Source organism: Paenibacillus sp. sptzw28 (assembly GCF_019550795.1).
Classification (GTDB): domain Bacteria; phylum Bacillota; class Bacilli; order Paenibacillales; family Paenibacillaceae; genus Paenibacillus_Z.
In genome coordinates this window covers 3,739,547-3,758,210 of sequence record NZ_CP080545.1, presented here as the reverse complement: position 1 = coordinate 3,758,210, position 18,664 = coordinate 3,739,547, and the positions used below count along the sequence as shown (strand labels likewise).

Annotated in this window: 16 protein-coding genes; 14 read left to right on the top strand and 2 right to left on the bottom strand. The window is 52.7% G+C overall.

What is annotated here, in order from left to right:
- The first annotated feature begins 2 nt into the window (after positions 1–2).
- The 10 genes from KZ483_RS17015 to KZ483_RS16970 all read left to right on the top strand — a co-directional run bounded on the left by KZ483_RS17015 (position 3) and on the right by KZ483_RS16970 (position 11,617).
- Positions 3–1,382: a glycoside hydrolase family 172 protein gene (locus tag KZ483_RS17015; protein ID WP_220348678.1), complete on the top strand. Its 1,380-nt coding sequence runs from the start codon at positions 3–5 to the stop codon at positions 1,380–1,382.
- A gap of 132 nt (positions 1,383–1,514) precedes the next feature.
- Entirely contained in the window at positions 1,515–3,020 is a 1,506-nt protein-coding gene (locus KZ483_RS17010; RefSeq protein WP_258881298.1) for a glycoside hydrolase family 32 protein, read from the top strand.
- A 187-nt stretch (positions 3,021–3,207) separates the two neighbouring features.
- Positions 3,208–4,359: a glycerate kinase gene (locus tag KZ483_RS17005; protein ID WP_220348674.1), complete on the top strand. Its 1,152-nt coding sequence runs from the start codon at positions 3,208–3,210 to the stop codon at positions 4,357–4,359.
- A gap of 219 nt (positions 4,360–4,578) precedes the next feature.
- Positions 4,579–4,845 carry a metal-sensitive transcriptional regulator gene (locus tag KZ483_RS17000; protein ID WP_220348672.1) on the top strand — a complete coding sequence of 89 codons (267 nt, stop codon included), beginning with the start codon at positions 4,579–4,581 and terminating at the stop codon, positions 4,843–4,845.
- A 271-nt stretch (positions 4,846–5,116) separates the two neighbouring features.
- Positions 5,117–6,742 (top strand): PhoX family protein, encoded by a 1,626-nt coding sequence (locus KZ483_RS16995; RefSeq protein WP_220353500.1) that lies wholly within the window; start codon positions 5,117–5,119, stop codon positions 6,740–6,742.
- Between the two features lie 81 nt (positions 6,743–6,823).
- Complete coding sequence (gene tatA, locus KZ483_RS16990; RefSeq protein ID WP_220348670.1) at positions 6,824–7,039, top strand: twin-arginine translocase TatA/TatE family subunit; 216 nt, start codon at positions 6,824–6,826, stop codon at positions 7,037–7,039.
- Positions 7,040–7,762, top strand: a complete 723-nt coding sequence (tatC, locus tag KZ483_RS16985; RefSeq protein ID WP_220348669.1) for a twin-arginine translocase subunit TatC — start codon at positions 7,040–7,042, stop codon at positions 7,760–7,762.
- Positions 7,763–8,049: 287 nt separating this feature from the next.
- The gene (locus KZ483_RS16980) at positions 8,050–9,525 is read left to right on the top strand and encodes a protein adenylyltransferase SelO (protein ID WP_220348667.1); all 1,476 of its coding nucleotides are present in this window, start codon (positions 8,050–8,052) and stop codon (positions 9,523–9,525) included.
- A 264-nt stretch (positions 9,526–9,789) separates the two neighbouring features.
- Positions 9,790–10,551, top strand: coding sequence for a hypothetical protein (locus KZ483_RS16975; RefSeq protein WP_220348665.1), 762 nt, complete (start codon positions 9,790–9,792; stop codon positions 10,549–10,551).
- A gap of 448 nt (positions 10,552–10,999) precedes the next feature.
- The gene (locus KZ483_RS16970; protein ID WP_220348664.1) at positions 11,000–11,617 is read left to right on the top strand and encodes a collagen-like protein; all 618 of its coding nucleotides are present in this window, start codon (positions 11,000–11,002) and stop codon (positions 11,615–11,617) included.
- A 476-nt stretch (positions 11,618–12,093) separates the two neighbouring features.
- Here KZ483_RS16970 and KZ483_RS16965 read toward each other — a convergent pair whose 3' ends face one another.
- Entirely contained in the window at positions 12,094–12,258 is a 165-nt protein-coding gene (locus tag KZ483_RS16965; protein ID WP_220348663.1) for a hypothetical protein, read from the bottom strand.
- 49 nt (positions 12,259–12,307) lie between these two features.
- Here KZ483_RS16965 and KZ483_RS16960 point away from each other — a divergent pair, with 49 nt between their 5' ends.
- Genes KZ483_RS16960 through KZ483_RS16945 form a run of 4 tightly spaced genes read left to right on the top strand, consistent with a single transcriptional unit; the run spans position 12,308 to position 18,001 of the window.
- Positions 12,308–12,508, top strand: a complete 201-nt coding sequence (locus KZ483_RS16960; RefSeq protein ID WP_220348661.1) for a hypothetical protein — start codon at positions 12,308–12,310, stop codon at positions 12,506–12,508.
- Positions 12,505–14,421, top strand: a complete 1,917-nt coding sequence (locus KZ483_RS16955; protein WP_220348660.1) for a putative thiazole-containing bacteriocin maturation protein — start codon at positions 12,505–12,507, stop codon at positions 14,419–14,421. The genes KZ483_RS16960 and KZ483_RS16955 overlap by 4 nt, the downstream gene beginning before the upstream one ends.
- The gene (locus KZ483_RS16950) at positions 14,418–16,361 is read left to right on the top strand and encodes a TOMM precursor leader peptide-binding protein (protein WP_220348659.1); all 1,944 of its coding nucleotides are present in this window, start codon (positions 14,418–14,420) and stop codon (positions 16,359–16,361) included. Before KZ483_RS16955 ends, KZ483_RS16950 begins: the two co-directional genes overlap by 4 nt.
- Before the next feature lie 56 nt (positions 16,362–16,417).
- The gene (locus KZ483_RS16945) at positions 16,418–18,001 is read left to right on the top strand and encodes a SagB family peptide dehydrogenase (protein ID WP_220348657.1); all 1,584 of its coding nucleotides are present in this window, start codon (positions 16,418–16,420) and stop codon (positions 17,999–18,001) included.
- Positions 18,002–18,076: 75 nt separating this feature from the next.
- On the opposite strand, the gene KZ483_RS16940 is transcribed toward KZ483_RS16945, so the two are convergent.
- Complete coding sequence (locus KZ483_RS16940; RefSeq protein ID WP_220348655.1) at positions 18,077–18,574, bottom strand: hypothetical protein; 498 nt, start codon at positions 18,572–18,574, stop codon at positions 18,077–18,079.
- Between the last annotated feature and the right edge of the window lie 90 nt (positions 18,575–18,664).

Below are 18,664 nucleotides of genomic sequence, written 5' to 3'. Positions count from 1 at the left end.
CTATGCAAAACCAATCATTAAACCTGGAGAAATCATCTGTCCATAATCAATCCTTGAACATGCTCAGTAAGCTTACTCAGATCAAGGAGGTCCGCACTGCCCGTGCATCGAGCTGGGATCAGGACGGCCGCAATCAGGATTACTGGATGATCCCGGCAGGCGGATCAGTCGTTCTCGGCGATATTGAAGGACCGGGCAGCATTACACATATCTGGATGACATCATTCTGCCGCAGAACCCTTGGCCCAAGCGTGATCAATCCGGAAGGCGGCGGCAATATAGCCCCGGTGAATGAAATTCATAACGCACTTGGCGTGACTTGGGAGACGGCGGACCCCGCTTGGTACCGCAAGGTGCTGATCAAGATGACGTGGGACGACCAATCCCACCCAAGCGTGCTGGTGCCTTACGGCGATTTCTTCTGCATCGGCCACTCCATGCCTGGCAACTTCGCTTCTCTTCCGTTCACGGTTTCAGTTAAGCCGGAGGAACAGTTCAAGTTCGGCGGAGTTGCATCGGTCAACTGTTATCTGCCTATGCCTTTCAACAAGAGAGCCACAATCGAAATCGTCAACGAAAATGACGTGCCGTTCGGTCTCTATTTCCATATCGATTATGAGCTTTACAAACAGCCTTTCGGAGATGACACGGCCTATTTCCACGCGCAATGGCGCCGTGAGAATCCGTGTGACGGCTGGGGTCCCGATCTTCAGGTCAATACGCCGGAGGTGAACCGGGTCGCGAATCTTGAGGGGGAAGGCAACTACGTCATCCTGGAGGCGGAAGGGAAAGGGCACTATATCGGCTGCAATCTCTCCGTCACTCACTTCCAGGGCAGCTGGTGGGGAGAAGGGGACGATATGTTCTTCATCGATGGCGAGAAGCTGCCGAGCATCGTCGGCACAGGCGCCGAAGATTACTTCAATCATGCATGGGGCATGCAGAAGAATGCCTTCCCGTTCCACGGATCCATCGTGCACGAGAGCGACGTGCCCGGCTATCAGGTTTCGTACCGGTTCCATATTACCGATCCGGTTCATTTTTCGGAAAGTATCAAAGTCACCATCGAGCATGGGCACGCGAACCATCTGTCCGATGATTGGTCTTCGACTGCTTATTGGTACCAGACGCTTCCGTCCAAGGTTTTCGGCATCCTGCCGGTCGAAGAACGAATCCAGCGGATGCCGGAATTCCCGAGCCCGGGGCAGCTGAAGAAGGTAGAGCTTAACCAGGAGATGAAGGAGTCATATGAGCTCGCCAAAGAGCGGATGAACCTTTATACAGAAGGCAGGAATGCTCAGGTTCAGAACAAAATAGACAGGCTGCAGGGGCACTCACAGGGAAACATTGAGCAAAGCAGGAACATCCGCAGCTCGTTTTAATAAGAGACGATTCATACTGCTGCGGCGCGCTAACGGCTGTGCAGCGATTAACGTAGCCTATGCTTCTGAAGCAAAGTTTTGTTGCGAGGCTGATTCCGGATGCAAAAGCTTCACAAAACAGGAGGAGTATTCGTGGAACTGCAAGCGAAAGGGAAGACCTCCCATAGGGAGGCATTGTTGAAAGCGGAACATTCCATTGCCAAGACAAAAGATATCGCAAGGAAGGATTTAAGCCGGCTGAAATATCACTTTATGGCACCTGCCAATTGGTTAAACGATCCGAACGGCTTTATCTTCTACAAAGGGGAATATCATCTCTTCTATCAGCATAACCCATATGGTCCCAGGTGGGGGGCTATGCATTGGGGGCATGCGAAGAGCAAGGATCTGGTACATTGGGAGCATCTGCCGATCGCTCTCGCGCCAAGCGAGCCCTATGAGCTGCATGACCGCGGAGGGTGCTTCTCCGGGAGCGCCGTGGATAACAACGGCGTCCTGACGCTGCTGTACACGGCAACGATTCTTAAGGAGGAGCAGCTCATCCAGACCCAGTGCCTGGCATCAAGCGATGACGGCATCACCTTCGAGAAATATGAAGGCAATCCGGTTATCCCGGGACCCCCTGCCGACGGTTCGGCGGATTTCCGCGACCCCAAGGTGTGGAGACACGGAGAACTGTGGTATATGGTAGTCGGCTCGAGTAAAGATAACCGGGGTAAAGCCTTGTTATACAAATCGGCCGACCTCCGCGAGTGGGACTACGTCGGTGTCTTGGCGGAGAGCGACGGCACGATGGGCACTATGTGGGAATGCCCGGATTTCTTCCTGCTCGGCGGCCGGCATGTTCTAATGTTCTCGCCTATGGGGATGGGCAAGCACATAACGATTTACCTTATCGGGGATATGGACTACGCTACGGGTAAATTCACATGGGACACGATGGGCGATATCGACCATGGACGGGAGTATTATGCTCCGCAGTCATTGCTCGACGGCAAAGGGAGACGAGTGATTATCGCCTGGTTGAACGCATGGGACTGGATGCCCTGGTTCAAAGACTTCGCTCCCACGGACAATAATCACTGGTGCGGCGCAATGTCGGCGCCAAGAACCGTGGAGCTTGATCAAAGCGGCAGATTGAGATTTGAGCCGGTGGAAGAATTGAAGGTGCTTCGCAGGGAGCATTACCGTCTGGAGAACACTATCGTGGCTCCAGGAGCAGATGTTCTGCCCAAATATGCAGCCAGCGATTGCGCGGAAATCATAGCGGAATTCCAGCTAAGCGGCTGCCAAGCGGAAGAGATCGGTTTCGCGCTCAGGGCCTCGGGCGACGGCAGGCAGCAGACGCTGCTCGTCTATAACTTGCGGACAAACGAGCTTCGACTTGACCGCAGCCAATCGGACGGGTGGAGCGAGGGCATACCGGCGGTTACCCTGGAACGGTCTGGCGAAGAAGCTTTGAAACTGCATATTTTCATCGATACATGTGTCGTTGAAGTTTATACCGATAATTATGGAACCGTGATGACCAACAACATTTATCCGGACCCCGGCAGCATCGAAATGGAAGTTTTCTCAATAGGGGACCAGGTCACGATGAAGTCTATCGATATCTGGAAGCTGCGTTCCGCTTGGTAAATATAAACCTATTAGGAATAATCCTTCTCGCAGGAGGGATTATTTTCTTTTATTTCAAGAACGCCCTTAGATGTTTGCGAACTATATGCTCAAAGAGGGATGGAAAACCCGGCAGCTGTGGAGCATTAAATATGAATCCCGTATAATGGGGAAAAAGCAGCTGATGACTCGAAAAGGAGGTTCGTACATGAAGATCGTGATTGCGCCGGATTCCTTTAAAGGCAGCTTATCGGCTAAAGTGGCGGGACTTGCTATCGAGCGCGGGATAAAGAGGGCATTTCCTGAGAGCGCAACCAAAGTGATTCCTATGGCTGACGGCGGCGAAGGTACGATGGAATGCCTGGTGGAAGCGACTGCCGGCAGGTATTTCGAAGTCACCGTGAAAAACCCGATCGGCCGGGACATCAGGTCCGGGTTCGGCATTCTGGGAGACGGCACGACTTGCGTGATTGAAATGGCGATGTCGTCGGGCCTGTATCTGATTGCCTCGGAGGACCGGAATCCGCTTCGCACGACAACCTACGGGTTCGGGCAGCTTATATTGGCGGCGCTGGATCAGGGATGCCGGCATTTCATTCTCGGATTGGGCGGCAGCGCGACGAACGACGGAGGAGCCGGCATGCTGCAGGCTTTAGGCATTCAATTGCTGGATAGTGAAGGCTGTCCGATCGGTCTTGGAGGGGGAGAGCTCACCAGCTTAGCCGAAATTCGGACGTCCGGTCTGGATCCGCGTATCATGGAGAGCAGGTTTATTGTTGCTTGCGATGTAGATAACCCTTTTATAGGGCCGAATGGAGTATCTGCCGTATTCGGCCCGCAGAAAGGAGCGTCACCGGACATGGTGAAGCAGCTTGACCTTAACTTGAAACATTTTGCCGATCTGATCGAACGGACTCAGGGGATAGCAATCCACGATCATCCGGGTACCGGGGCGGCTGGAGGCTTGTCCGGAGGCATTCTTGCCTTTATGAACGGACAGCTGGAAGCGGGGATATCTATCATAAGCCGGCTGCTTGGCCTGGAAGCGGAGGTGAAGGACGCAGACCTTGTCATAACCGGCGAGGGGCAGGTTGATTATCAGACGGCCCGCGGCAAGACGCCTTCCGGTGTGGCCAACATCGCCCGAAAGCATCATGTGCCTGTCGTCGTTCTCGCCGGTTCAGTCGGTGAGGGGATCGAAAGCTTATATGAGCAAGGAATATCGGCAGTGGTCAGTATTTTAAACCGGCCGATGTCTTTGGAGAAGGCAATGGAATTAACCGGTCCGCTGCTGGAGCAGGCGGCCGAGCAGGTCGTGCGCATCTATTTCTCAAATAACCGGGGTTCGCGGGAGCATTGATTCCGGCCTTCGTCATTGCGGCTATTCTCAAGACGGCACAGGGCAGCTCGACCGCATTGTCGATATTAAGCCCTGAGGAGCAGCCGCGTATTTGGGTGAGGCGTCGGAAGGCACGGCGAATTTGTTCATTTAACGGTGTTGTTCCATTGCCTTATGTTGTTCCATTGCCTTATAACATACCTATACGAGTATACGCCTTACGAGAGGTGGCTGATCGGGATGAACTACAATTATACGGATGAAATGAAAATGCGCTTAAAACGGATTGAAGGCCAAATCCGCGGCGTGCTTCGCTTGATGGAGGAGGGTAAATCGTGTAAGGATGTGGTCAGCCAGCTGTCTGCAGTCCGCAACGCCTCCGATAAGGCAATGGCTTTAATCGTTGCAGAGAATCTGCAGCAATGTATTCTGGAAGAGCAGGCAAAGGGCAGGGATACAGGGAAATTGGTCAAAGAGGCTGTTGAGCTGCTTGTAAAAAGCAGGTAGGGTGTTCATCACTTCAAAATAACGAGCTGCAGTCCCGAACCGCCGGGAGCTGCAGCTTTTTCTATATACCGATTAATCGCTTTGCAGCTAAATTCCGTTTGTTGGCAGAACGAACCAACTTAGTTTATACGATTTTAGATCAAATCTTTTGGAAGTTTTCCAACTTCGTTTACAAAAATTACATACCCGGGTGATGCTGGCATTACAAAGTCGGATTATGCTTGTCCCTGTGAATAAATTTTATTGAGGAGTGGACACATTGAGCAGGAATATGGATCGCAAGACGTTTCTCTCTTACCTTGGTACCGGAGCTGCCGCTTTGGCAGCCGCATCGGCAGGGCTCGGAGCGCTCGAAGGAAAAGCATCCGCAATGTCCCCGACTGCGGACCATTTGTTTGGTTTTAATACAAACAAGGTAAGCGGATATTTTGATCCGATTCAACCGTCAATAGAAGACAAGCTGATCCTTCCAAAAAATTTCACATATGATGTGGTTGCCGCATTCGACGATGTAATTAACGCCGCAGGCGAGAAGTTCGGCACAGGCTCCGACTATAATGCCTATTTTCCGATTGACGGTTCCAATTCGCGCGGCTTGCTGGTGAATAACCACGAGTATACGAACATTTTCTCCATTGGTCCGGTTACGAATGAGAAAATGACTGCCGATCAAGTGAAGAAAAACCTGTACTATCAAGGCATGTCGGTAATTGAAGTATACCGCGATGAAAACGGCAGCTGGAAAATGGACACGAAATCGAAGCACGCACGCCGCATCAACGGCTTCACCAATTTTACGCTGACCGGTCCGGCGAAAGGCATTGCCGCATTAAACAATGCAACGACCGTTCAAGGTACGTTCGCAAACTGCTCCGGCGGCGTTACGCTGTGGAATACGGTGATGTCCTGCGAGGAAAATTTCTCCGAAACGGCAAAAGCGTCCGGCCTTCCGGAAACGCACTACGGCTGGGTTATCGAGGTCGATCCTTTCGACAAAAACTATTTGAAGAAGCATACCGCGCTCGGCCGCTTCAATCATGAGAATACGGCGATGGGTCTCGCTGCCGACGGTCGCGTGGTCGTGTATATGGGCGATGACAAGAAGGACGCCTGTATCTATAAATTCGTCAGTAAAGGCAAGTACAACAAGGCGAGCGGCCGGGCAAACTCGGCTCTTCTGGAGGAAGGCACGCTGTATGTCGCCAACCTGAAAAACGGCAAATGGCTGCCTCTTACTCTTGAAGCCGTAACGGCGAAAATCAAAGATAACCCGGATCTGCAGAAGAAATTCAAGACGCAGGGCGATATCTTGACCTACTGTCATGAAGCCGCGCTGGTCGTTGGCGGAATGCCCACGGACCGTCCCGAGGACATCGAAATTTCACCGTTCGATAACACGGTCTTCATCAGCCATACAAACAACGATAACCACGGCAATATCCATGGGCACATCACGCGTATTTTTGAATCAAACAGCGATCTTGGCTCGCTTGAATTCGATTTTGAGATTTTTGCAGCCGGAGGGCGCCAATCCGGGTTCAGTTCTCCGGATAATCTTGCCTTCGACTCAAACGGGAATCTGTGGGTCGTTACGGACATCTCGACAAGCAGCATGAACAAAGGCGTGCACAAATCGTTCATGAACAACGGCCTGTTCGTCATTCCGACGAGCGGACCGGGTAAAGCCCAGGCGCTTCAATTCGCTTCGGCTCCGGTCGATGCTGAGCTGACTGGCCCGTTCTTCACGCCGGACGAGCAGACTCTCTTCCTGTCGGTTCAACATCCAGGTGAGAACACAACCGACCTGGGCAGCCCGACAAGCCTGTGGCCCCACCGCAAAGGCGACAAAATCGCGCGCTGCGGCGTCGTGGCGATCAGCGGCTTCAAACTTGGCTAATAACGATTATTATTAATTGCAGATCAGCCGCGAGCTTAGGCGTACCGCGGCTGAAATACATCTTGCAGGGAGTTGACTATTATGCCATTCGGCAACATTGGAATCGGCGGTTTAATATTAATCCTCATCATTGCTCTCATTATCTTCGGGCCTTCCAAGCTCCCGGAGCTCGGCCGGGCGTTTGGCAGGACGCTCAGCGAGTTTAAAGGGGCAACGCGAGGACTTGTAAACGGCGAGGACGACGAGAAGAAGAAAGAAGCGGAAGGTGCTCAGCCGACTGCGTCTTCAAGCAAATAAATGAAGAATCCGAATGATCAAACCGTAATCGGACATTTGGAGGAGCTGCGCAGCCGGCTAATCCGGACACTAATCACGTTTGTGGTAGCCACTGCGGCCGCGTTCATCTATGTGAGGGACATCTATAACTGGCTATCGAGGGATATTGACCGGAAGCTCGTCCTGCTCGGCCCCTCTGATGTCATGTGGGTGTATCTGATGATCGCCGGCGTCGTCGGGATTGCTGTCACCCTGCCGATTGCGGCTTACCAGACCTGGAAGTTCGTCCAACCTGCTCTTCCAGCCCGGACGCAGCGCGCGACGCTTGTTTTTATACCAAGCATCAGCATGCTGTTTTTGATTGGTATATTCTTCGGTTATTTTATCCTTTTCCCCATGGTGTTCGGGTTCATGGACGAAATGGCGGGAGACGAATTTGCGACCATGTATACGGCTCAGAAGTATTTTACATTCATGATCCATATGACCGTCCCGTTCGGCTTCCTATTCGAAATGCCGGCCATCGTCATGTTCCTGACCAAGCTGGGCATATTGAACCCCGCGAAGCTTGCCAAAGCGCGAAAGCTTGCCTATTTCATACTCGCAATCATTGCAATAACGATTACACCTCCCGATATCTTATCGGACGTCATCGTCATCGTTCCTTTGTTTCTTCTGTACGAAATCAGCATTACAATTTCAAAAATCGTTTACAGTAAACAATTGCGCCTGCAAAATCAATAAACAGCCAAATAAAAAGGAGCTCTCGCAAAGGTTAGTGCGGAGCGCCTTTTTTTTGATGAAGTATTCCGGCAAGACCCTGCAGGAGCAATCGGCAAGTTGCAGGCTGATTGGTTTAGCGCTGTCGGAATCGCCGCTTTCTTAACTGCGACGTGCAGATAACCCCTGGTAAGGGTATAATAAATTGGCAGAAGTAAACAATAAAACGGGCTCTCTCCCGATATAATGCCTATAATTCCTGATTGATGTTAAAGAAAAACAAAGACACAAAAGGAGGCAAAGGAGATTCAATGAAAGAGGAAAAAACAATAATTGAAGCGGGATGGAATTTCGACAACAGCTATGCTCGTCTGCCGGAATTGTTTTTTACCAGCATGGGGCCAGCCGCTGTACGCTCGCCGAAGCTGGCGGTTTTTAACGACCGGTTGGCAGCATCCCTGGGATTGAGCGCAGAAGCGCTGCGGAGCAATGACGGCGCAGCGGTGCTTGCCGGCAACCGGATTCCCGAAGGCGCTTCGCCACTTGCCCAAGCATACGCAGGGCATCAATTTGGGCATTTCACCATGTTGGGTGACGGCCGCGCCCTGCTGCTCGGCGAACAGATCACTCCCCAAGGAGAGCGGTTTGATATTCAGCTCAAGGGTTCAGGGAGAACGCCTTATTCCCGCGGAGGAGACGGCCGGGCGGCACTTGGGCCGATGCTGCGGGAATACATCATCAGCGAAGCCATGCAAGCGCTTGGTATAGCTACCACCCGCAGTCTGGCGGTCGCCACCACCGGTCAACCGGTAGTCCGTGAAAGCGAGCTTCCCGGCGCCGTTCTTACGCGCATAGCTGCCAGTCATCTGCGCGTCGGAACATTCCAATACGCTGCCAGGTGGGGCAGTGCCGAGGATCTTCGTGCTTTGGCCGATTATACCTTGCAAAGACATTTTCCTGATGCCGACGCGGATGGGAACCGCTATGTAGTCCTGCTTAACGAAGTGATCAAGCGGCAGGCCGAGCTGATTGCCAAATGGCAGCTCGTGGGCTTTATTCATGGGGTAATGAACACTGACAATATGGCTCTAAGCGGAGAAACCATTGATTATGGTCCTTGCGCCTTTATGGATGTCTATGATCCCTCAACCGTTTTCAGTTCCATTGACGCTCAGGGGCGCTATGCTTATGGCAATCAACCGCATATTGCCGCATGGAATCTCGCGAGATTTGCTGAAACCCTGCTGCCGCTCATGCATGACGACGAGGCGGAGGCGATTAAACTCGCGGAGGGTGCAATTTCAGATTTTTCCGAATTGTATCACCGAAACTGGCTCGCAGGAATGAGGGCGAAGCTGGGAATCTTCGGCGAAGAGCCGCAGGATGAATCTCTTATTGAAGATTTACTCAATATGATGCAAAAGCATGGTGCCGACTACACGAATACGTTCAGGGCGTTAACCTTCGACAAGCCTGAGGATAACGCCATGTCGGATACCACGGAATTTACACAGTGGCATGAGCAGTGGCAGGCGAGACTAGGCAGGCAGCAGGAATCGCAAGCCTCCTCACACCAGCTGATGCGCAGCAGCAATCCCGCAATTATTCCACGCAATCACCGGGTGGAAGAGGCGCTGGAAGCCGCGGTTAAACAAGAAGACTACGGCGTGATGGAACGGCTTCTTGAGGTGCTGACGGACCCGTACGCGCACTCGCCCGAACAGGCTGATTACGCAGCGCCGCCAGCGCTCTCAGCCCGTACTTACCGAACCTTTTGCGGTACGTGACAAAGAGCGTCAGACCACTTCATTAGAGATAAGGATAAACTTCATAATCGGTATGTGAAGAAGGGCCTCATGGCCCTTTTTTCTATTACTTTGCAGCCGGCGGCGATGTCTTGTGACGGCCATGGTGCACTTGGGTCGTCCTGTGCAAAAAACTAAGTCCATTTTAAGGCTTCTTTAAGCATCCGGTGCTATCTTGAGTTCAGGATATTCCGAGCCAAATGTAAGGGCGTCGGCCCGTATAGGCAGAGAAGAAAAGGCCGCCTGATGGCACAAACCATCATTCAGACAATCAGTGGAAAGGAAGGATACCAGATGGACGGTCCTAACCTGCTCACTCACCTTCACCATAGAAACATAAGTATATACTTTTTGGCCGGAGTGGCCACCGCACCTAATTTCATGGAAGAGTTCCGCATCAAGACTGTGGAACGGTTTCAACAAGCCAAGTGGCACGTGCGGCATGCTGAAGTCCTGTTTCCTTACGGGGACTGGAACTGCGGGTTGGCTCTGCAGCTGCACGAATTGCGGCAAGACTTGTATCCTTTATGGAAAAGCAAGCTTGCCGCCATCGGCGGCAGGGCTGCAGCAGAGACCATTAGAACTGCTTACGATGGCGGCGTTCTAATGCTTATCGGTCATAGCGGAGGAGGCGTTGCGGGGATTCATGCCGCAGAGTTGATGATGAAGGCAGATGAGATTTCTGCAGAGCATATACGACTGGTGCAGATTGGTTCACCCATGTGCCGGGTTCCGGCTCAGCTTCGTGCATCAACCTTATATATCAGCGCCGCCGGAGATTCCGTGACGTTCCTCGGCAGCTGGGGAGGGTGGGAGAAGGGACGGCTCGGCATATTCCGGTGGAACCGCCGAAAGTTTGCTCCAGACAGCATCGTCCGGGTGCCTATCATTGGGAAACATACGGATTATTTTCGCGGAAGAAGCCCGTATGTGAATGTGGAAGGTATATCCAATCTTGAAGTTACGCTGCAAAGCATTTGGAGCTGGCTGCAGGGCGGATGCAGCTAGCCTCGTCGGCTGTTAAAACCTGGGTAAAGAAGCCGGTAAGCTGCACCTGGTTCGCCGGCTTCTATTATTTGATGTTATTTTAAGGGGAATTAAAAAGAAAAAAGAGACCCTAAAGGTTCAGGGTCTCCACAGGAGAGGTAACTTGAATGTCCACTATTAATCTATGTATCTACAGGTATTTTTGATTAGGTAGATTTTATCGAATCTAAACTATTATCCCTTACATATTGCCTATTTTTCGAAAAATAGATTACAGTCTACTAATTAGTGGGTACTAGTCCACCCACCGGAGAGACGGCTCACGTAGAATATATCAAATTCGTATGGAGGTGTTAGCTTGAGTTGTCCGGTAGATAAAACAAAGAAAAGATGTCATAAGAAATCAGTTGTGGTATGTAAACCGAAGAAAAAGATCGATGGTAAAGGGAAGAAAAGAAAAGTTGTTGTTGTGAAGAAGAAAATCGTACGGGTATCCTGTCCGCCGCCTGTCGTTAATGTTTCTCCGGGGCCTGCAGGGCCTCAAGGAGCACCGGGAGCACCGGGAGCACCGGGAACACCGGGAACACCGGGGGCTCAGGGACCACAGGGACCAGCAGGAGGCATATCCGATTTTGCCTTCTTTTGCAGTACTGAGGAACAAACGGTTGCCGCTCCGGCGGTCGTCGGCGGGCAAGGCGGCGCCGTAACATTCAACGAGGCTCCCATTATCGTTAATGGTGCGATTGGATTTGCCCCTCCGAGCAGCATTCTTATTAATGAATCCGGATTCTATAACATTATTTATCACGTGTTTCCTGGGGCCGGGTCAAACGCATTTGGACTGTTCTTTGATCCGGATGGCGCCGGTCCATTGCCGGCAGAACTGGTGCCTTGCAGCAATTACGGCACCACTGCAGGAGCCCAGCCTTACGACGGGAAAGTCACCGCTTTCTTGACAGCCGGCGGCATATTGACACTGAATAATATTAACAATAACGATCAAGTATTAATGAATTTACCTTCGGGACCGCCGCCAGCCAGCCCGTTTGTTGTAAGTGCATCAGTTAAAATTGAAAAGCTGGCGTAATTTTTCATTAATTAGTAAGCTTCAAACTGATTTGATGCGCCAATGAAGCCGCTGATTCAAATATTGATTTAAAAAGAGCCGATCGGCTCTTTTTTTTGCATCCGACAAGGGAAAACCATCCTGTAAGTCGGAAGATTATTGTTTTCTTCATGCAACGCAGCATTTCTCCTGCAATTTACATATTTACCCGATTAATTGCTACAGCTTCCCAACCGCTCCTCAAGACCGTTATGGTTCCTTAAACGATGATCAGGTGCGGCGAAATTAAATAGAAGTGTAGACATCTTGTTGCATTTATAGGCGTTTATCATAGGAACACTAGCGGAGTGAATTTCATATGTATATTTTGTCGTGAGGGGTAATCGGCGTCATGACCGGTTTCACCCGTCGGCACGTGATTTGTTTTATCAGTCGGCGGCGGTTAAGTGATGAAAATTAAACGGAGGTAATGAAAAATGAACGATTTCAAAAAGGATTTACAGAATCTGACGGTTGGCGATTTCAATACGACAGGGATGACGCAGGCTGCGGGTCAAGGGCAGGAGGATCCGTCCGGCGCTCGGCTCTGCGTAGGAATTTGCTTTTTTTGCGCCGGTTTTTGCGGCGGGTTTGGTCGATGCCACAACTGCTTCCAATGCCACAACTGTTTCCGGTGCAGCAACTGCTTCCGGTGCAGCAACTGCTTCCGCTGTGGCAGCTGTGCCCATTGCGGCTGATTTTCCCGAAGAAAGCACATATAACAGAAATGAGAAGAAGCCCCTGCAATCGACTGCAGGGGCTATTTTTCTGTATAAGTGCAGGCATGACGGACAAATAGCCATACATACGATTAGAGAAGAATTGCCGGCGTTTGAAGCGGCAGATCAGGGTTTTGCTGCACGCAAAACATGAAGGAGGAATGGGATTTGAATCCCTCAATGCGTCTGAAAGTGAAAGGGGACACATTCTACCTCCCCGATCCGGAGGGAGGCGTCTATTTTCGCAATAATACCGGTTCCTTCCGTATGGAAGGCAGCATGATCGATCAGTGGATTGAAAAGCTGATACCGGTATTCAACGGAGAGTACACGATGGAGGATTTGACGGACGGGCTGCCGGACCAATATCGTGAACGGGTGTACGAAATCGCAGAAGTGCTGCACACGAACGGGTTTGTCCGGGATGTGAGCGACGACCGCCCGCATCAACTGCCGGAGGAAATTGTCCGGAAATACGCTTCCCAAATCGAATTTCTGGACAGCTTCGGCGGTTCGGGAGCGTACCGGTTTCAGTCTTATCGTCAGTCCAAGGTGCTTGCGGTAGGATCAGGTCCGTTCTTTGTTTCGCTGGTTGCTGCTTTGCTGGAATCCGGACTGCCCCGATTTGGGATGCTGGACACGGATCCGGTGACGGCCTCCTTGAGCCGGCGGCGGATCTCGGAGCTGGCGGCCCATGCCCGGGCTATGGATTCGGAAGTCGAGCTGGAGGAAATTGCACGGAAGGAGGGGGGCATCGACTGGTATGAAGCTGTGCGGCCGTTTGATGCCATTTTATACGTATCGAAGGAGAATGGATTGGCAGAATTAAGAGCGCTCCACGCCGCCTGCAGAGAGGAGCGGAAGGTGCTTCTCCCTGCCGTCTTTGTGCAGCAGGCCGGGCTTGCCGGACCATTGGTCCATCCGGATTCGGAAGGCTGCCTTGAGTCGGCGCTGCGCCGTTTGCATCTGCCGGCGCTTCGCAAAGATCCCGGGCTGCATGAAGGTTCCTCAACTGCGGAAGCGATGCTTGCCAACGTGATCGCATTCGAATGGCTAAAAACGGCTTCAGGCTTCAAGGTAACGGAATTGAAAAATCAATTATATCTTCTTGACCTTGAGACACTGGAAGGAGCTTGGCACCCATTCCTGCCCCATCCGCTTGTAAACGGCCGGCCGGAGTCAACTAGCGTAGAAGATCTCGAGCTGCGGCTTGAACAGAGTCCGGGCCTGAAGGAACGGAATGCAATGTTCCCTTATTTCGGCCGGCTGGCATCTGCAGTTACGGGGATTCTGCATGATTGGGAGGAGGGAGATTTAAAGCAGCTCCCGCTCTCTCAATGCCGCGTGCAGGCAGCCGACCCGCTGTCTGAGGGCGCTGCGGAGCTGCTGCCGGAGATCGTCTGCACAGGCTTGACGCATGAGGAGGCGAGGCGGGAAGCGGGTCTGGCCGGGATCGAAGCATACGTATCGCGGTTGTTCGGGGTAGGGGGTGTCGGGGCGGGAGAAACGGTGGCGGAAGGCATTTGCCGCGGGCTGCACAATTATTTATCCGAAGAGCTCCGGAGGTTCCCGGAAGCTCATAAGTCTTCAGTTATTCCGGTGCGGCTTGGAATTATTGAGGACGAACGCAGCCGCTATTATTTGCAGTCGTTGACTACGATGCTGGGCGCGCCTGTTGTCGGGCTCGGCGAGGAATCGGCAGGCTTTCCCGTGATATGGATCCGTGCCGGCGGCCGCTGGTACGGCAGTGTCGGCCTTAATCGAACGTTAGCACTGCGGAAGGCGCTTCAGCAAGCGCTGCTGAGAGCCCAAAACAAATCAGCCGCTTCCGAGTCCGCTGCGCAGGCAGCTTCCATCTCATCCTTGCGAGAGGAACAAGAACTGCAGAGCATTGCTATTCCCGCTTGTGAAGAGGCGCAGCATCAGGAGGTTCTGCTGTCCGCCATGCAGATATTGAAGCGGAACCATAAGCGGCTTCTTCTTTCCGATCTGGCTTGCGAACCGTTCCTGAAAGAGGAGCTGGCGGGAGTGTTTGGCGTGTCGCTTCGAGAGGAGGAGTCCCGGTGAGAGCAATCGTGGCGGTGATCGGAGAAGGCCAGCTAGCGCATTTCGTCTGTCAGCAATTATCCGCTCAATACCGGCTCGTCAGGCATGTCGGCTTCGCTTCTGCAGAAGCTGAAGCGGCGGATTTGGCGCTTGTGCTTAGCGATGCGTGGGATCCGTCCATACATCTTAAGGCGGAGGAAGTATTTCAGCGGTCCGGAGTGCCTTGGCTCCGCGGCTTTGTTTCATTCGGCGAGGGCGTGATCGGTCCGCTTGTTCGCGCGGGCTCGCCGGGCTGCTCCCAATGCGCGGATTACAGGCGTCTGCTGGCAGGAAGCGACCGCAAGGAAATGTGGGAGCTGCAGCAGAAGGTTATCGCGAAAGGCGGAATGGCGGCTGACGCGTGGGCATCGCGAAGCGGGTTATTGCAGACGGCTGCCCTTATTGCAGAGGAAGCCGCGAGTTTCCTGCAGGGCGGGACGGCCCTCTCGGAGAATCATGTATTCCTGATCAATATGCAGACCTTTAAGAGCTCGCGTCACTTCTTTATGCCCGACCCCCTCTGCACGGTTTGCAGCAAACTGCCTGATGACTCTGCGACGGCTGCGCGTATTTCCCTGCAGCCAAGCCCAAAAGTCAGTCCCAATAGTTACCGGTGCCGTCCGATGGACGAACTTAAGGAAGCGTTAGCCAAAGATTATCTGGATTCGCGGACCGGCTTTTTGAACGGAAAAATGCGTGACCTTGTTTCACCCTTTGCCGATTCGAGTGTTAATTTGCCCTTGTTTACGGGGGATGAAGCTTGTGGGGGCAGGACTCATTCCTATGCGGAAAGCGAGCTAACTGCAATATTGGAGGGCCTGGAGCGTTATTGCGGTCTGTCGCCCCGAGGCAAAAGGACTGTTGTTCGCGACAGCTTCCGCAATTTGCAGGAACAGGCGCTGAACCCTGTGCTGGTAGGCGTACACGAGACGGAGCAGTACAACCGGCCGGATTTCCCGTTCAAGCCGTTTGACCCGGAACGGACGATCGACTGGGTGTGGGGGTATTCGTTCCTGCAGGAGCGTCCGATTCTCGTGCCGGAGCTGCTTGCTTATTACAGCTCGGGCTGCGGAGGCGGTTTTGTGTATGAAACCTCCAACGGCTGCGCGCTGGGCGGAAGTTTGGAGGAGGCTATCTTCTACGGCATTCTGGAGGTGGTGGAACGCGATTCCTTCCTGCTCACATGGTACGCGCAGCTGCCTGTTCCTCGTCTCGATCCCTATTCGGCTGGAGACCTTGAGCTGGGTATGATGGTCGACCGCTTACGCGAGGTGGCGGGCTACGATGTTCATTTATTTAACTCGACCATGGAGCATGGAATTCCAAGCATTTGGGCGCTTGCGAAAAACAGGACGGGGAAAGGACTGAACCTGATTTGCGCAGCCGGTGCACATCCGGATCCACTACGGGCGGTGAAAGGCGCCATTCACGAGGTTGCTGGCATGCTGCTCACTTTCAATGAGAAGTTCGAGGAGAATCGGGAGCAATATGAACGAATGCTCCATGACCCGTTCGAGGTAAGGCAAATGGAGGATCATTCCATGCTGTACAGTTTGCCGGAGGCTGAGCAGCGACTAAGTTTTCTGCTCGATGATAACCGTCCGCTGCGAACGTTTGAAGAGGAATTCAAGCGCAGTCCAGGCCATTCCGATCTCACTGACGATCTGAAGACGTTCCTCCAAATATTCCGCCGTTTGAAGCTGGATGTGATTGTGGTGGACCAGACAACGCCGGAGATTCTGCGAAACGGACTGCATTGCGTGAAAGTACTGATACCAGGCATGCTCCCGATGACCTTCGGGCAGCATCTCATCCGTCTTAAGGGACTGGAGAGGGTGCTGCGGGTGCCGGCGGAGCTTGGTTATGCGATAGAGCCGCTGAAGCTTGAACAACTCAATCCTTACCCGCATCCGTTTCCATAAGCGAGAGCAAATTCAACGAAGGCTGCATTCTTCAGAAGCTTACAGGAGGGAAATGGATGAGTCTGAAGGCATTTCTGCACGACCTGCATTTTGAGTCGGATAAGGCCAAACCCCCGGATTGGGAGGCGGATTGGGAAGACGCGCCGCTTCCCTACAAGCTTTACCGGCGCCTGCCCTCTTTTCCGCTGTGCGCGGAGGTGCCGCTGACGCTTGCAGGCTGCGCGGTTCAAGGTAAGGCGGAGCTTCGTGAAGTCGGCCATTTTCTCTGGTATGTATTCGGGCTCGCGCAGGTAAGCCAGTCCGTTTTTGTTCTGGATTCAACCGCAGACGCTGCGGGTTTCCCGCAGCAGACGAACCGCCGTTTCGTTCCTTCCGGCGGGGGGTTATATCCGAATGAGCTGTACATTTATCTCAAGCTGGAGGATTTGCCGGCCGGGATCTATCATTACGATGCTGCTCACCATCGCCTGCTTCTGCTGCGTGAGGGGAATTTCGATGCTTATCTTGGCAGGGCGCTGGGAAATCGCTGCGACGTGCCGGGTTGTTTCGGCGTTGCTTTTGTTTCGACCATGTTCTGGAAAAATTTCTTTAAGTATAATAACTTTTCCTATCGCCTGCAGGGGCTCGACGCCGGGGTGATGATCGGTCAAATGCTGGAGGCGGCGAAAAGGTTTGGCTATCAGTCCTGTGTTTACTTCCAGTATCTTGATATGGCGGTCAACCATCTGCTTGGGCTGTCCGGTCAGGAGGAGAGCGTTTATGCGGTGATTCCGTTATCGACGGATCCTACCGTTAATTGGTTTGCCAGGGGTGGTGAGGGCCGCGGCGGTATATCGGCGCTCGAGCTGAGCCGGGAGCTGGCAGCGGTTCGTCATGATCACTACATCCGTTCACGTCGGGTCCTGGAATATCCGCTCCTTGCCGAGATGAACGAGGCTTCCGGGCAGAAATCAACAGATTCGTTTCGGCTCATCGAAAGCCGGGAAGAGGAGAGATACGGGGGCAGCAAGGTTATATTGCCCGGCGTAAACAGGCTGCAGTACGATTTGGCGTCTGTTTGCCGAAAGAGGTATTCTCCTGAATCGGATTATGTGCTGCGGCAGATCGGCCAACCCGAGCTGGCTGCTCTGCTGCAAGAGGCCACAGCTTCCTTCAATTACCGTAACGATCTGGATGGAACGCGGCAGACAGCTGTTCCCCGGGTTGTGTTGTATGGATGCTTCCATGGTGTAGAAGGAATTGCGGATGGGGCTTACCGCTATGACGGAGCGGCACATGAGCTGCAGCTGGCGCGGCCCGGAGATCACAGAATGAGGCTGCAGGAGGGAATGTCCCTGGGGAATATAAATCTGTTCCAGGTACCTTTATGTTTCCACGTGGCCGGGGACAAGGACCATCTTCAATCACAGCTTGGATTCAGAGGCTACCGTATACAACAAATGGAGGCCGGTATGCTTGTACAGCGCTTACTGCTCGCGGCGATTGCCTCCGGGATGGGGGGACGCCCGCTCCTTGGCTTTGATGCTGCAAACAGCGATGAAATTCAGAGCCTCGCCCCTCTGGGCCAAACCAGCCTGATCCAAATTCCAGTCGGTCATTATCGCGGGCGACCCCGGTTGGAGGGGAGCTTGTCACGTTAACGGATAAGCCGAAAATGGCGGACCGCATGTTGAAGACCGCGGTCCGCCCCTTTTCGGTATGTCAAGTATACGATACTACCAATAGTAGCCGTCCCATGTCCGGTATCCGGCGGGATAATAGCCTTGAGCTTGATAATAGCGAGGATGATACCAATCATGATGGTAGTCGACAGAGTAGTGATCCCATCCGTGAGGATCGCAGTCATCGACACCCGGAAATCCCGGGTGATACATAGTTGGACTGAGGCCATGAAGGCCTTGAGTCTGTGGAACCCACGGATGGACCATGGCTGGACTGAGACCCTGTGGGGCTTGCGCTTGAGCAGTCAATGGATTATACATTGCCGGACCGAGACCCTGAGTGTGGGGATTCCATTGCTGCTGCTGTTGATACATGGCGGGATAGAATGACCCGCTCTCATCGGAATCGTCATGGTACCATGTGTAATGGGATTGGGTAAAATAATCATCGCGAGGTACCTGGGTATCCGGCTGCAATTCATAATTTTCACTGTTCGTTTGTAACTCCGGCAAATAAGCCGCTTGTTGAAAGTAAGGCTGATTCTGTATCATGGTTTCCTCCTTGGAGTTTCACAAATAAACCACTCTGTAAGCATGGGCTTAACATACTCTAGACTATGCAGGGAGGTGAAAAAGGGCACT